The organism is Spongiibacter pelagi (genome assembly GCF_014705705.1).
GTDB classification, from domain to species: Bacteria; Pseudomonadota; Gammaproteobacteria; order Pseudomonadales; family Spongiibacteraceae; genus Spongiibacter; species Spongiibacter pelagi.
Map to the genome: position 1 here is coordinate 143,043 of NZ_JACXLD010000007.1, position 13,727 is coordinate 156,769.

Consider the following 13,727-nt stretch of genomic DNA (forward strand, 5'->3'; position numbering starts at 1 on the left):
TTTCTGCTCTATCCCCACTATTTCAAATAGGCTCGCCCATGAATCAGTCATCGCATTCTGATTTTTTCGATAAAATTGCCGTTATTACCGGTGCCAGCAGTGGCTTTGGTCGTGAGTTGGCCAAGCAGGCCGCCGCCCGTGGTATGAAGTTGGTACTAGCAGATGTGGATGGCCCCGCTCTTGCCGAAACCGCCGGCATGTTGGGTGGCGTAGATTCAGTGTGCTTGCGCTGTGATGTGTCTAATCCGGACGATGTTAAAGAGCTGGCGGAAACTGCCTATGCCGAATACGGTGCGGTGCACCTGCTATTTAATAATGCTGGCGTCATGGCTACCGGCCCGGTGTGGGCAAGCACCCCGGAAGATTGGCAGTGGATTTTGGGCGTGAATTTAATGGGCGTGGTGCACGGTATTCAGTCCTTTGTACCTAGAATGCTAGAGCAATCTGAGCCAGCACATATTATCAATACCGCTTCTTTGGCTGGATTAACCTCGGTTAATGGCTCCGGTGCTTACTGTGCTTCCAAACATTCGGTAGTGACCCTATCGGAATGTTTGCACCACGATCTGGCTCAGCAAGCGGTGAAACATATTGGTGTTTCCGTGCTGTGCCCGGCTTTTGTGCCAACCGGAATTGCCGATGCCGGACGCAATCGGCCAGACTCGCTGGCCAGTACCAATCCGGATGCGGCGGCCTATGAAGACAAAGTGCGCAAGGCGGTGGAATCTGGCCGCTTAAGTGCGGCGGATATTGCCCGTATTACCTTTGAGGGAATCGAGGCGGGACAGTTTTATATCCTTCCCCACAAGGCGGCGCGAGTCAGTGTGACAATGCGCATGGAAGATATTTTGGAAGGGCGCGCTCCCCGCGATCCCTCTGTGATTCGATAATAAAAATTTAAGGAAACAGCATGAAAGCGCTGCTATGCAAGCAATGGGGCCAGCCAGAAGAGTTGGTTCTGGAAGACGTTGAAAACCTAAAAGCCGGTAAAGGTCAGGTGGTGATTGAGGTGAAAGCGGCCTCGGTCAATTTCCCCGATACGTTGATTATTCAGAATCTTTACCAATTTAAACCCGAGCTGCCGTTCGCGCCGGGCGGCGAATGTGCCGGTGTTATTTGTGAGGTTGGCGAGGGTGTCGAACATTTGAAAGTAGGCGATAAGGTGTTGGCGCTCACCATTTTTGGGAGCTTCGCCGAGCAGGTCGTGACCGATGCGCGTATGGCCGTGCCGCTGCCTGATGGCGTGTCTTTTCCCGAGGCGGCATCTTTTGCCATGACCTATGGCACCTCGTATCACGCTCTGGTTGACCGCGGTCAGCTTAAAAGCGGCGAAACCTTGCTGGTGCTTGGTGCCGCCGGCGGTGTCGGTTTGGCGGCCATTGAAATTGGCAAACAATTGGGTGCCAAGGTGATTGCGGCGGCATCCAGTGCAGACAAGCTGGCGGTGTGTGCCGAGCATGGTGCCGACGAATTAATTAATTATGCTGAAGAAGATCTGCGCGCCCGCCTTAAAGACATTACCGGCGGTAAAGGTGTGGATGTGATTTATGATCCCGTGGGTGGCGATTATACCGAAGCGGCGCTGCGTAGCTGCGCCTGGCGTGGCCGCTTTTTGGTGGTGGGTTTTGCCGCCGGGGGTATTCCAAAAATTCCAGCGAATTTAACCTTGCTTAAAGGCTGTTCGGTGAATGGCGTGTTTTGGGGCGATTTTGTCGCCCGTGAACCGGACAACTTTAAGGCGGATATGCGACAGTTATTCAGTTGGTTGCAACAAGGCCATTTGCGCCCGCATATTGCAGCGCAATATCCGCTTGAAGAAGGCGGTAAAGCCATTCGCGCCTTGATGAATCGGCAGGTGTCTGGCAAGGTCGTTGTGACAGTTTAATGAATCCTGTTGGATTGCCCGCGAGAGGGCTGGTGTCAGTTCCGGCCCTTCTTTAGAATGCAGAAATTAAAATCCCCTCGTTAGATTCGATCAAAGGAAGGTCGCCTTATGCGCGTTGTAATTATGGCCGGTGGCAGTGGAAGTCGCCTGTGGCCATCCAGCCGTGGTCTTTATCCCAAGCAATTTCTTTCCCTCTGTGGTGAAAACACCATGCTGCAAACTACTCTGCAGCGGATTAAAGGTTTGAATGTTGATGGCCTGTCGGTGATTTGTAATGAAGAACACCGCTTTATTGTGGCCCAGCAAAGCCATGAGATTGGCCAAGGCCCCGATGCGATTATTCTGGAACCCGTGGGTCGTAATACCGCACCGGCAATTGCGCTGGCGGCGATGGAAGCGCTAGAGACAGACCCCAATGCCACGCTATTAATTATGGCGGCGGATCATTTGATTGAAGATGTGCCCGCGTTTCACGAGGCGGTAGCCAAAGCGGAAGCCTTGGCGCAGCAGGGTAAGTTGGTCACTTTTGGCATTGTGCCGGAGTCAGCCCACACCGGTTACGGCTACATTCAGCGCGGAACGGCTCAAGGCGAAGGTTTTGTGGTTTCCCGTTTTGTAGAAAAACCCGATGCTCAAACTGCTCAGACTTATTTAGATGAAGGCGAATACTACTGGAACAGCGGTATGTTCCTGTTCTCTGCACGCTTGTATTTGGATGAGCTGAAAAACTATCGCCCCGATATTTACAGCGCCTGTGAAGCGGCTTACTCCGGTAAAACCCGCGATGCTGATTTTATCCGCTTGGATGTGGACGCATTCAAAGCCTGTCCAGACGATTCCATTGACTACGCGGTGATGGAAAAAACCGACAAAGCCGTGGTTGTTCCGCTGGCTGCAGGTTGGAGCGATGTCGGTTCATGGTCGTCGCTATGGGAAGTTGGTGAAGGTGATGCCGAGGGCAATGTGTGCAGCGGTGATGTCATCAACCACGGCACCACAGATACTTATATCCGTGCGGAACACCGCTTGGTTGCCACTGTAGGCTTAAAAGATGTGGTGGTAGTGGAAACTGCCGATGCGGTTTTGGTTGCCGATAAAAATCAAGTTCAAGATGTAAAAGCGATTGTGAATCAGCTCAAGGCGGAAGGTCGCAGCGAGTTTCAACAGCATCGCCACGTTTATCGTCCTTGGGGTGTGTACGACTCTATCGACAATGGTGAGCGCTATCAGGTGAAGCGGATCACCGTCGCGCCTGGCGCCAAGCTTTCTGTGCAGATGCATCATCACCGTGCGGAGCACTGGATTGTGGTATCAGGCACTGCGCGCGTGACTATTGATGAGCGTGAAATATTACTGGCGGAAAATCAGTCCACCTATATTCCGATTGGTGCGGTTCACGCGCTGGAGAATCCGGGCAAAATTCCACTGGAGCTGATTGAAGTTCAGTCGGGAGCTTACTTGGGTGAAGATGATATCGTGCGCTTTGAGGATCGTTACGGAAGAGCGCCGAATTAACGGCGCTCGTTACGTTAATTAGTGTTTCGAGCGACAAAAAATCGCTTTTTCGATTATAAGTTTTTAGCCGCAAAATCCAGCATTCTGGTCAGCGGTTGCATGGCGCGCTTGCCAAGGTCGGCATCAACAAAGATTTCGCCGGTTTGGTTTTCTAGCGCGTCGGCCAAATTGTCCAAGGCATTCATTGCCATCCACGGGCAATTCGCACAGCTGCGACAGGTGGCACCGCTACCGGCCGTCGGCGCAATAATAAATTCCTTATCCGGCACTTGTTGCTGCAGCTTGTAGAAGATGCCTTGGTCAGTGGCCACAATCATCTGCTTATTCGGCAGGTCTTTAGCGGCTTGAATAATCTGTGAGGTGGAGCCGGCCATATCGGCCAGTGCCACAACTGGCTCGGGGGATTCTGGGTGAACCAGCACGGCGGCATCCGGGTAAACCTTTTTCAGGTCGAGAATACCTTGGGCTTTAAATTCTTCGTGAACAATACAGGCGCCGTCCCACAGCAAGACGTCCGCGCCGGTTTCCCGTTGGACATAGGAGCCGAGGTGCTTATCTGGCGCCCACAAGATTTTCTCGCCTTGGCTATCGAGATAATCCACTACTTTGAGGGCAATGCTTGAAGTCACTACCCAGTCAGCGCGGGCTTTTACTGCCGCTGAGGTGTTAGCGTAAACCACCACCGTGCGGTCTGGGTGGGCATCGCAAAACGCGCTGAATTCATCTGCAGGGCAGCCAATATCCAGAGAGCAAGTGGCTTCCAGCGTGGGCATTAGCACGGTTTTTTCTGGGGACAGTATCTTGGCGGTTTCGCCCATGAATTTTACCCCGGCAACCACGAGGGTTTTTGCGGGGTGGTCGCGACCAAAACGGGCCATTTCCAATGAGTCAGAAACGCAGCCGCCGGTTTCTTCGGCCAGTGCTTGCAGTTCGGGATCGGTGTAGTAATGGGCAACTAATACGGCATCGCGCTCGATCAGCAATTGCTTAATGCGCTGGCGTAGAGCCTCGCGTTTTTCTGCGGGGACCACAGGATGCTGGTGCAAATGCGCCAGATGGTCACGTACCATTTGTTGGGGTGATACTTCCGCCATGGGGATCTCGCTCTCAAGTGACCCGTAACCCGTTTATTGTCCAAAATGACACAAAATCATCGCCGGAGTGAATACGGGCAACAGCTGAAAATGGTTTTGGGAAGCGGCGAATTATAACAGAATTGTGACCGCCTCGGCGAGGGTGCTGAGGCGGGTGCGTTAGAGGATGAGTTAGAGGTTCTTGATGAGATTTTCGATATCGTCGATATCACGCAGGCGCTGCTTAATTCGAGCCTGTTCAATGGTTTTGCCATCGCTCAGTGAATAGGCGTAATGCAGCTGCATCCGCGCCCGCTTGAACTGGGCGACTTGAATAAAGTATTCCGCCCGCGCCAGATGCACTCCCAGAATATTCTTGGCGAGGCCGCGAATTTCGGCCAACTCATACCACACGCCGGGGTCGGTGCTGTGTCGCTGGCTGTGTTCGGTAAGCACCGCGTCTGCCTCGCCAACAAAGCCTGCTTTCTCCAGTGTGTTGGCCAGTGCCATGGTTAGGGGGTGGTTGTGTGGGCTCAGTAATAATTCGTTTTTAAGGCGTTGAAGTGCTGCGGGGTAATCCTCTCGGCCGGTTTCAATCTCTGCCTGAGCGAGCACATAGGCGACACGGTGAGGATCAGCCTTTAATAGTGGTGCCAGCGTATTTTCGGCTTCCGTCCACTTATTCAGCGCAATTTGGGTGATGGCGATGCCGTACAGGCGGGCGACATCTGAGTCAGTTTTATCCTGCCAGCTCACTAATAAATCTTCCGGATTGCGGCTGTGCAGCAGTTGCGCACGGCGCTTGGCGAGCTGGAAATTCAGATTGTCGACGTACACCTTGCGCGGATAGCTGCGCGCACGGTTGCGGGAGTCGCTTATCCGGCTGTCGGTCAGGGGGTGGGTGAGCAAAAACTCCAGTGGTTCATAGCCGGCATAGCGGCGCTGGGCATTCATGTTTTCAAACATATTGGGAATGCCGGTCGGGTCAATATTAGCCTTGGAAAGCGTCTCCATGCCCACGCGGTCAGCTTCCTGTTCATGTTCTCGACTAAAGCGCAGCTGCTTTTGCTGAGCCGCTGCCTGGGTGGCGGCAATAGCGGCAATGCCTGCATCTGAACCCGTGGTGGCAGCTAGGGCGATACCCGCAAGTAATCCGGCCAAGGTGGGTAAGGTGCTTTCTTTGGCCTTATCTAAAGAGCGGGTGAAGTGACGCTGGCTAAGGTGGGCGATTTCGTGGGCCAGTACCCCGGCAAATTCGGCTTCGTTATCGCTGTATAAAAATAGTCCGCTATTAACGCCGATCACGCCGCCGGGAACGGCAAAGGCGTTGATCTGGGGATTATTTACAATCACGGTTTCAAGGCGCCGGTCTTTTAACTCGCTTTCGGCGGCAAGCTTGTAAAGCAGGCTTTCAAAATAGTCCTGCAGGAAAGGATCGTCGACGGTTTTGACTTGCGCGCGAAAGGTTTTCAGCCAGCTGCGGCCCAGATCGAATTCTTGTTGTGCGGAAAAGCGAGATGCGGTGACATCGCCGAGATCCGGCAGTCGTTCGGCCGCGCTCTGCGCGTAACTGGCACTTGTGCTTGCCAGTGTGAGCCCCAAGCTCAAGGCCCAAGGTTTAATAAAATTCAGTTGCACTCGGCATCCTTTGTCGCGCCGCCTGAAATGTCATTCGTTTCAGGTCGGCAGAATTATCATGTTCCTGTTGAAATCATACTAGAGCTGAAGGTTGGCTGACAGCGGTGTTCAGTATTGCAGTTTAAGACAAGGCACAGCGAGGAAAGTGCCAACGGTTACACTTTTAGATTATTACAAACGCTTTATTTTATAGGGCTAATATATTGGCATTGTGCTCCCTTGTTATACTGGCTTGGTTTGACGGTTTAGTAAGGTCGGTATGTCCCATAATTACGTAATTGATGTCAGCTTGGATGCCAATGGGCTGGATTGCCCGCTGCCGCTGCTAAAAGCCAAGCAGCAGCTTAACCGCATGAGCTCGGGAGAGGTGCTGGAGGTATTGGCAACCGATCCGGGATCGCAGCGCGATTTTGCAGTTTTTGCCCGGCAGAGTGGCAATGTGTTGTTGAGTAGTGAGGAAGCGGGTGAAGGCTTTCGTTATTTAATTGAGAAGAAATAGACGGAGAAGCAGGCGTCATGTGGGGTACCGTTCGTAAGTGGTTTGACCGGTTATTTGCAGAAGAAGAAACCGTAGTCTTACTGCTGCTGGTAGTCGGCACAGTTTTATTGCTGTTTTTTGTTGGGCATGTGTTGGTGCCGGTCATTAGCAGTGTGGTGTTGGCGTTTATGATGCAGGGCGTTACCGCCCGCTTAGCTCGGTTGGGGATGCCAAATTGGGCGTCTATTAGCATCGCGTATCTGCTGTTCTTGAGTCTGTTCTTTGGGGTTCTGATTCTGCTATTGCCCATGGTTTGGCAGCAATTGGTGAACCTGATTCAGGAGTTGCCGGTGCTGCTGCGCAAATTACAGCAGGCTCTATTGGTGCTGCCTGAGCGCTCTGAATATATTACTGAGACCCAAATTCGCAGCTGGATGGGCATGGCCAATAACGAGTTGGCGGGTCTGGGTCAGCGCGCCGTGTCCTTCTCTTTGGCGCAACTGCCCAATGTATTGGGCTTGATGATTAATATCGTGCTGATCCCCATTCTGGTGTTCTTCTTCTTAAAAGATAAGCAGCAAATTCTGGGTTGGCTTGGTGAATTTTTGCCGCACCGTCGCCCGCTGCTTACCACCATTTGGTTGGAGATGAACGACCAAGTGGCTAACTACGTGCGTGGCAAGGCGGTGGAAATTGTCATTGTTGGCGTGGTCTCCTATATCAGTTTTGCCATTATTGATCTGGACTATGCGGCGCTGCTGGCTCTATCGGTTGGTTTGTCCGTTGTCATACCCTATATCGGTGCCATGGTAGTTACGGTGCCGGTTTTATTAGTCGGCTATTTGCAGTGGGGTGGCGGCAGTGAATTTATCACCCTGTTTATTGTCTACTCGGTGATTCAAGGTTTAGACGGCAATGTGCTGGTGCCGCTGCTGTTCTCGGAAGCGGTGAATTTGCACCCGGTAGCCATTATTGTCGCGGTGCTGGTGTTCGGCGGACTTTGGGGCGTTTGGGGGGTGTTCTTCGCGATTCCATTGGCGACCCTAATCAAGGCTGTGCTCAGTGCTTGGCCAAAACCCCATGCCGAGTTATCACAGGAAGAGGCTAGCTGATAGCTTCAACAAGCCCCGCCTCTCACGTTCGGCGGGATGTTTTCTAAGGATCTTTTGTGGCTCGAACTTCTAGCTTCACAGTTAAAAACCCTCTCGCTAATCGCCGTTATTTTTCTTTGGCTCGGCTTTGTTTTGGTTTGGTGGTGTTACTTGGTTTAGCCGCCTGCCAATGGACTGAGACAACTGCCGATTTCAATTTAGTTAAGCCGTTAACCGAGCAGCGGGATTTTCGCTATTTGCAGTTGGATAACGGCCTTAAAGTGCTTCTGGTTTCCATGCCGGGAGCGGACAAAGCTGCGGCCTCACTCGACGTGTATGTGGGTAGTGGCGATGACCCGAAAGACTTTCAGGGTTTAGCGCATTTCTTGGAACATATGCTGTTTCTGGGGACTGAAAAATACCCCGAGGCGGGTGAATACCAGCGTTTTATTACCGCCAATGGCGGCAGCCATAATGCCTATACCAGTTTTGAGCACACCAATTATTTCTTTGATATCGCACCGGATGCACTAGAGCCAGCCCTAGATCGGTTTGCCCAGTTTTTTGTGGCGCCGCGCTTTAATGCGGAGTACGTGCAGCGTGAAGTGAATGCGGTGGATTCTGAATTTCGCGCCAAGCTGCGAGACGAACGGCGGCGTGAGTTCGATGTATTCAAGTCACAGCTAAATCCCCAGCATCCCTTCGCCAAGTTTTCTGTGGGCAATTTGCAAACCCTGCGTGCAGATGACGAGGCGGCCCTGCGGCAAGCGCTGCTGGATTTTTATGCCCAGCATTACTCCGCCAATATCATGAGCCTCACGGTGGCGGGTTCTCAGTCTCTAGGTGAATTGGAGCGTATGGTACGCGAGCGCTTTGCGCAGGTTGAGAACCGCCAGTTTGTCGATCAGCCGGTGACGCTGCCCTTGTTTAGCCCTGAGCAAAATGGCCAAGCCACCCTGCCGCGCTGGGTAAATATCAAACCATTAAAACAGCTGCGCAGCCTTTCAGTTCAGTTTCCTGTAGCCGACCCGCAGCCATTCTGGCAAACCAAACCGCTGAGTTATATCGGCAATTTATTGGGCCACGAAGGGGCTGGATCGCTGTTATCAACCCTAAAAGAGCGGGGTTGGGTTGAGAGCTTGAGCGCCGGGCAAAGCCTGCAATACAAGGGCGGGGCCATGTTTGGGATTGATATCGACCTGACCGAAGCCGGGCTGAATCATGTCGATGACATTATTACGCTGCTTTATGCCGATATTGCACTGACCAAAACCCAAGGCGTGGCGCAGTGGCGCTTTGATGAGCAATCACGTTTGGCGCGGCAACAGTTTTTATTTCGCGCGCAGCCGTCACTGATTAATGAGGTGATGCAACTCTCTGGTGATTTGCAGGATTATCCCGCCGAGTTGGTGCTAGAAGCGCCCTACCGGATGAGTGATTACGATGCCGCCATCATCAACAATTTTTTAAGCTCTCTCACCCCTGAAAATAGCTATATCACGCTGACCGCGCCGGAGGTGGAAACCGGACTGCGCAATGATCGCTATAAGGTGGATTATGGCTTACGCAAGATTCCAGCCTCCCTTGAGGCGCGTTGGCAGCGGGCTCTGGCAAATGCCGGTGTAGAGAAAAATTTAGCGCTGCCCAAAGCCAATCCTTTTATTGCCGCGGATATGGCGATTAAGGGCGGCGACACCGCTAAGCCTAAGCTGCTGGAGCGGGATGCAGGATTTGAGCTGTGGTTGCACAACGATGGCGAATTTAATTTGCCAAAGGGGCAATTGAACCTGCTGCTTGAATCTATCTTGGTCGCCGATAATCCTCGGGATCGCGCTTTGAGTAAATTGTGGTTGGCGATGGTGGAAGACGAGCTTAACGAACTCACTTATACCGCGTCATTGGCGGGGCTCAATTTCAATCTGAGCAGTAGTTGGCGAGGCATCGAACTCACGGTGAGCGGCTATAACGAGAAACAGCAAGTCTTACTGGCCGAAATCCTCAAGGTGCTGCGTTCGCCCAATTGGGATGAAGCGCGTTTTGATCGTTTGAAAAAACAGCGCTATCGCCAATTGGAGAATCAGCGCGCGCGTCCTCCTTATCAGCAGTTGATGTCGGAGCTGCCTTCGGTAATGCGTCGTAATCGACCAGACTTAGAACAGCGCTTAATGGCGACAGACAATGCCAGCCTCAATGAAGTGAAGGAGCACGTTGGCAAAGTATTGCCCAGCTTGCGTTACCGCATGTTGGTTGATGGCAATTTTAATGAGCAGGATGCACGGCAACTGGCAGCTACTGTGAAAGCGGCTATTCCACAGGTGGTGACGGCGGTGCAGGCACAGGAAGTATCGCCTCGGCCCCAACAGGAAGTGCTGCAATTGGCGCGGGGTGATTATCTGCGCAAGCGCAAGATGAAACACGATGATGCCAGTCTGTTGTATTACGTACAGGCTCCCAATATTGGCAAGCAGTGGCGGGTAACAATGGGTTTGGCGGCACAGATGATGAGTGCTGATTTCTACCATCAACTGCGTACTGAAAAACAACTGGGCTATATTGTTAGTGCTGGCGTATATCCCGTGCGCGAATTGGGTGGACTGATTTTCTTGGTGCAGTCGCCGGTGATGGATTCCGCAGGTTTGCAGGCTGAGGTTCAGCAGTGGCTGGTCGCTTGGTTGGAAAAGGGTGTGCTGGAAAGCGAATTTAATGAGCACAAGCAAACCCTGATAAAACGACTGCGCGAGCAACCCGAAAATCAATGGGCGGCGGCAGATCGCCACTGGCAAGAGCTGCTAGACGGTTACGAGAATTTCGACAGCCGCGAGCAATTGGTTTCGGCGCTCAAAGAGATGACCTACGACAGCTTTATTGGCCATATTCAAACCGCGCTTAATCCAGACATTCGTCGCGGGGTCTATGTGTATGGCAACGGGCGTTGGCCGGAGAAAAAACCGGCGGGTAAATCGGTTGGCAATCTGAGCGAATTTAAGCGTGGGCTGGGGGCTTATATCTTTCATTGAGTGCCCTTTGCGCGCTGTAATATAACTGTAAGCAACTGTTTTTATTGCAAGTAAATTTAACATTCATAAAAAAAATACTTAGATTTTCTTGAATTATATATCGTGAGCTGCAAGAATCGGCTGCGCGGTTGAGGGGTAATCCAAAACCGCTACGCCCATTACTGATTACGCCGCAAGGCATTTTGGGAATCGGACCCACAAGGTCACGATTTTCTGATATGGGCCCGGTGATACCCGTCACCCCAAGGCATTCTTTATCTGAAAACTGATCGTTTTCGATATGCCGGACACGCGGTTACCAGGCCCAGCAGCCCACTACGAATAAGGACTGTGAGCATGGACCATAACAACGATCCGCGTCTGGACAACGACCCGCGCCTAGATGCCGACCCCCAGGAAACCCAAGAATGGCTTGAAGCCATGGATGGTGTGCTTGCCAATAGTGGCAAAGAGCGCGCCTCCTTCCTGATGAAGCGTGTGACCAAGCACGCGACTCGCCAAGGCGTGGATATGCCTTCGGCGATTACCACTTCTTTCCGCAATACGATCGACCCCAGTGAAGAAAAACGCATGCCCGGCGACCTGTTTATGGAGCGCCGGATTCGCTCACTGATTCGTTGGAATGCCATGGCCATGGTAATGCGGGCCAATAACAATAACGATGCGCTGGGTGGCCATATCGCCAGCTTCTCGTCTTCGGCCACGCTTTACGATGTGGGCTTTAACTATTTCTTTCGCGGCGGCGACAAAGCTGACCTGATTTACTATCAAGGTCATAGCTCCCCCGGTATGTATGCCCGTTCGTTTCTGGAAGGGCGTTTGAATGAAGAACAACTAGACAGCTTCCGCCGCGAAGTCGATGGCGGCGGTTTGTCGTCTTATCCCCACCCTTGGTTGATGCCGGATTATTGGCAATTTCCCACGGTAAGTATGGGCTTGGGGCCGATTCAGGCGATCTATCAAGCTCACGTTATGAAGTATCAGCAGAGCCGGGGCTTGGCCGATCACGGCGACCGTAAAGTGTGGTGCTTTATGGGTGACGGCGAATGTGACGAGCCAGAATCCTTGGGCGCCATTGCCTTGGCGGGTCGCGAAGGCTTGGACAACCTGACCTTTGTCATTAACTGTAATTTGCAGCGCCTCGATGGCCCGGTGCGCGGCAACGGCAAAATTATTCAGGAGCTGGAAGGGGTTTTCCGGGGTGCCGGCTGGAATGTTATTAAAGTGGTTTGGGGTCGCCTCTGGGATCAGTTGTTAGAACGCGATAAAACCGGCTTGCTGCGTCGCCGCATGAATGAAGTGGTCGACGGCGAGCTGCAAAATTATAAAGCCAACGGCGGGGCTTACACCCGCGAACATTTCTTTGGTAAATATCCTGAGTTGTTGGAACTGGTTAAAGACTTGTCTGACGACGACATCATGTATTTGAATCGCGGCGGTCACGACCCTTACAAAGTCTATGCGGCCTATGCACAGGCGGCGGCGACCAAGGGCCAGCCCACCGTTGTGCTGGCAATGACAGTAAAAGGCTACGGTCTGGGTGAGAGCGGTGAGGCGCAAAACGAAGCCCACTCTGTGAAAAAACTGGATCTGGCCTCGCTCAAAAAATTCCGCGATCGCTTTGGTATTCCCATCAAAGATGAAGATCTAAAAGATGTGCCTTACTACCGGCCACCGGCTGACAGTCCGGAAATGGTGTATATGCACAAGCGCCGCCAAGAGCTGGGTGGTTATCTGCCTGCCCGCAATGCCGAGTTTGACGCACTGGATATTCCCGCGCTGGACAAATTCGCGGCGCAACTTAAGGGCAGTGGTGAGCGTGAAATTTCCACCACCATGGCTTTTGTGCGGATGCTGTCTACGCTGGTAAAAGACAAATCTATCGGCAAACAAATTGTGCCGATCGTGCCCGATGAAGCGCGTACCTTTGGTATGGAAGGCATGTTCCGCCAGCTTGGTATTTACTCCTCGCAAGGTCAGCGCTACACCCCGCAAGATGCGGGTCAGATTATGTATTACAAAGAATCGAAAGACGGCCAGATTCTGGAAGAAGGGATCACCGAGTCCGGCGCGTTCTCCGCGTGGTTAGCGGCGGCAACCAGCTACGCCAACCACCGCTACCCCATGATTCCGTTCTATATCTTCTACTCCATGTTCGGCTTTCAGCGGGTGATGGATTTGACTTGGGCAGCGGGGGATTCCCAAGCGCGGGGCTTCCTGCTCGGCGCGACCTCGGGCCGCACAACCCTGAATGGTGAAGGTTTGCAGCACCAAGATGGCCACAGTCACTTAATGGCCAATATGATTCCCAACTGTGTGTCTTACGATCCTACCTATTCCTATGAATTGGCAGTGATTATTCAAGACGGTATTCGCCGCATGTATCAGGACAAGGAAAACCTGTTCTACTACGTGACGGTGATGAACGAAAACTACACGCATCCCGATATGCCAGAAGGCTGTGAAGAAGGCATTATCAAAGGCCTGTATTTGCTGAAGCCGACCGCCAGCAAAAAACCAAAACTGAAAGTGCAATTGATGGGCAGCGGTACCATTTTGCGTGAAGTGGAAGCGGCGGCAGAGCTGCTGAAAAAAGACTTTAAAGCAGAGGCTTCGGTGTGGAGCGCCACCAGTATTAATTTACTGAGTCGAGATGGTCAGGATTGTGAACGCTGGAATTTACTGCATCCTGAAGATGCACCGCGAGTGCCCTATGTTACGCAAATGTTGAATGGCGATGCCGCGCCAGTGGTGTGTGCAACGGATTACATCAAAGCCTATGGTGAACAGCTGCGGCCATTTATTAAGGGGCGTTACACGGTGCTGGGTACCGATGGTTTTGGCCGCTCAGACACCCGGGCCAAACTGCGTTACCACTTTGAGGTGGATCGCTACTATATTGTTTTGGCAGCGCTTAAAGCACTGGCTGATGAGGGCAAAATTCCAATGTCTGAAGTGACCAAGGCCATGACCTTGTACAGCATCAATCCAGACAAACCCAATCCACTGTATTGCTAAGGAAGGAGAATA

Annotated in this window: 9 protein-coding genes; 7 read left to right on the forward strand and 2 right to left on the reverse strand. The window is 52.3% G+C overall.

What is annotated here, in order from left to right; genetic code table 11:
- Nucleotides 1-38: 38 nt before the first annotated feature.
- The 3 genes from IB286_RS12525 to IB286_RS12535 all read left to right on the forward strand — a co-directional run bounded on the left by IB286_RS12525 (nucleotide 39) and on the right by IB286_RS12535 (nucleotide 3,400).
- Nucleotides 39-890 carry an SDR family NAD(P)-dependent oxidoreductase gene (locus IB286_RS12525; protein ID WP_190766063.1) on the forward strand — a complete coding sequence of 284 codons (852 nt, stop codon included), beginning with the start codon at nucleotides 39-41 and terminating at the stop codon, nucleotides 888-890.
- A gap of 20 nt (nucleotides 891-910) precedes the next feature.
- The gene (locus IB286_RS12530; RefSeq protein WP_190766065.1) at nucleotides 911-1,885 is read left to right on the forward strand and encodes an NADPH:quinone oxidoreductase family protein; all 975 of its coding nucleotides are present in this window, start codon (nucleotides 911-913) and stop codon (nucleotides 1,883-1,885) included.
- A 108-nt stretch (nucleotides 1,886-1,993) separates the two neighbouring features.
- A complete protein-coding gene (locus IB286_RS12535) occupies nucleotides 1,994-3,400 on the forward strand; it encodes a mannose-1-phosphate guanylyltransferase/mannose-6-phosphate isomerase (RefSeq protein ID WP_190766067.1) in 1,407 nt (468 codons plus the stop codon).
- Between the two features lie 53 nt (nucleotides 3,401-3,453).
- Here IB286_RS12535 and nadA read toward each other — a convergent pair whose 3' ends face one another.
- Together nadA and IB286_RS12545 are read right to left on the reverse strand one after the other, a co-directional pair.
- Nucleotides 3,454-4,494 carry a quinolinate synthase NadA gene (gene nadA / locus IB286_RS12540; protein WP_223826362.1) on the reverse strand — a complete coding sequence of 347 codons (1,041 nt, stop codon included), beginning with the start codon at nucleotides 4,492-4,494 and terminating at the stop codon, nucleotides 3,454-3,456.
- A gap of 171 nt (nucleotides 4,495-4,665) precedes the next feature.
- A complete protein-coding gene (locus IB286_RS12545; protein WP_317889757.1) occupies nucleotides 4,666-6,111 on the reverse strand; it encodes a M48 family metalloprotease in 1,446 nt (481 codons plus the stop codon).
- Nucleotides 6,112-6,370: 259 nt separating this feature from the next.
- Between IB286_RS12545 and IB286_RS12550 the strand changes: the two genes are divergently transcribed.
- From IB286_RS12550 to aceE, 4 genes are all read left to right on the forward strand, one after another.
- On the forward strand, nucleotides 6,371-6,610 hold the full coding sequence (locus tag IB286_RS12550) for a sulfurtransferase TusA family protein (RefSeq protein WP_190766069.1): 240 nt from the start codon (nucleotides 6,371-6,373) through the stop codon (nucleotides 6,608-6,610).
- Nucleotides 6,611-6,627: 17 nt separating this feature from the next.
- Entirely contained in the window at nucleotides 6,628-7,701 is a 1,074-nt protein-coding gene (locus tag IB286_RS12555; protein ID WP_190766071.1) for an AI-2E family transporter, read from the forward strand.
- A gap of 56 nt (nucleotides 7,702-7,757) precedes the next feature.
- Nucleotides 7,758-10,697, forward strand: a complete 2,940-nt coding sequence (locus tag IB286_RS12560; RefSeq protein WP_190766073.1) for an insulinase family protein — start codon at nucleotides 7,758-7,760, stop codon at nucleotides 10,695-10,697.
- Nucleotides 10,698-11,033: 336 nt separating this feature from the next.
- Nucleotides 11,034-13,715, forward strand: a complete 2,682-nt coding sequence (gene aceE / locus IB286_RS12565; protein WP_190766075.1) for a pyruvate dehydrogenase (acetyl-transferring), homodimeric type — start codon at nucleotides 11,034-11,036, stop codon at nucleotides 13,713-13,715.
- Nucleotides 13,716-13,727: the final 12 nt, after the last annotated feature.

Coding starts and splice junctions, on each gene's coding strand:
- IB286_RS12555 (WP_190766071.1), top strand. CDS start 6,628: ATGTGGGGTACCGTTCGTAAGTGGTTTGACCGGTTATTTGCAGAAGAA.
- IB286_RS12525 (WP_190766063.1), top strand. CDS start 39: ATGAATCAGTCATCGCATTCTGATTTTTTCGATAAAATTGCCGTTATT.
- nadA (WP_223826362.1), bottom strand. CDS start 4,494: ATGGCGGAAGTATCACCCCAACAAATGGTACGTGACCATCTGGCGCAT.
- IB286_RS12530 (WP_190766065.1), top strand. CDS start 911: ATGAAAGCGCTGCTATGCAAGCAATGGGGCCAGCCAGAAGAGTTGGTT.
- IB286_RS12535 (WP_190766067.1), top strand. CDS start 1,994: ATGCGCGTTGTAATTATGGCCGGTGGCAGTGGAAGTCGCCTGTGGCCA.
- IB286_RS12550 (WP_190766069.1), top strand. CDS start 6,371: ATGTCCCATAATTACGTAATTGATGTCAGCTTGGATGCCAATGGGCTG.
- aceE (WP_190766075.1), top strand. CDS start 11,034: ATGGACCATAACAACGATCCGCGTCTGGACAACGACCCGCGCCTAGAT.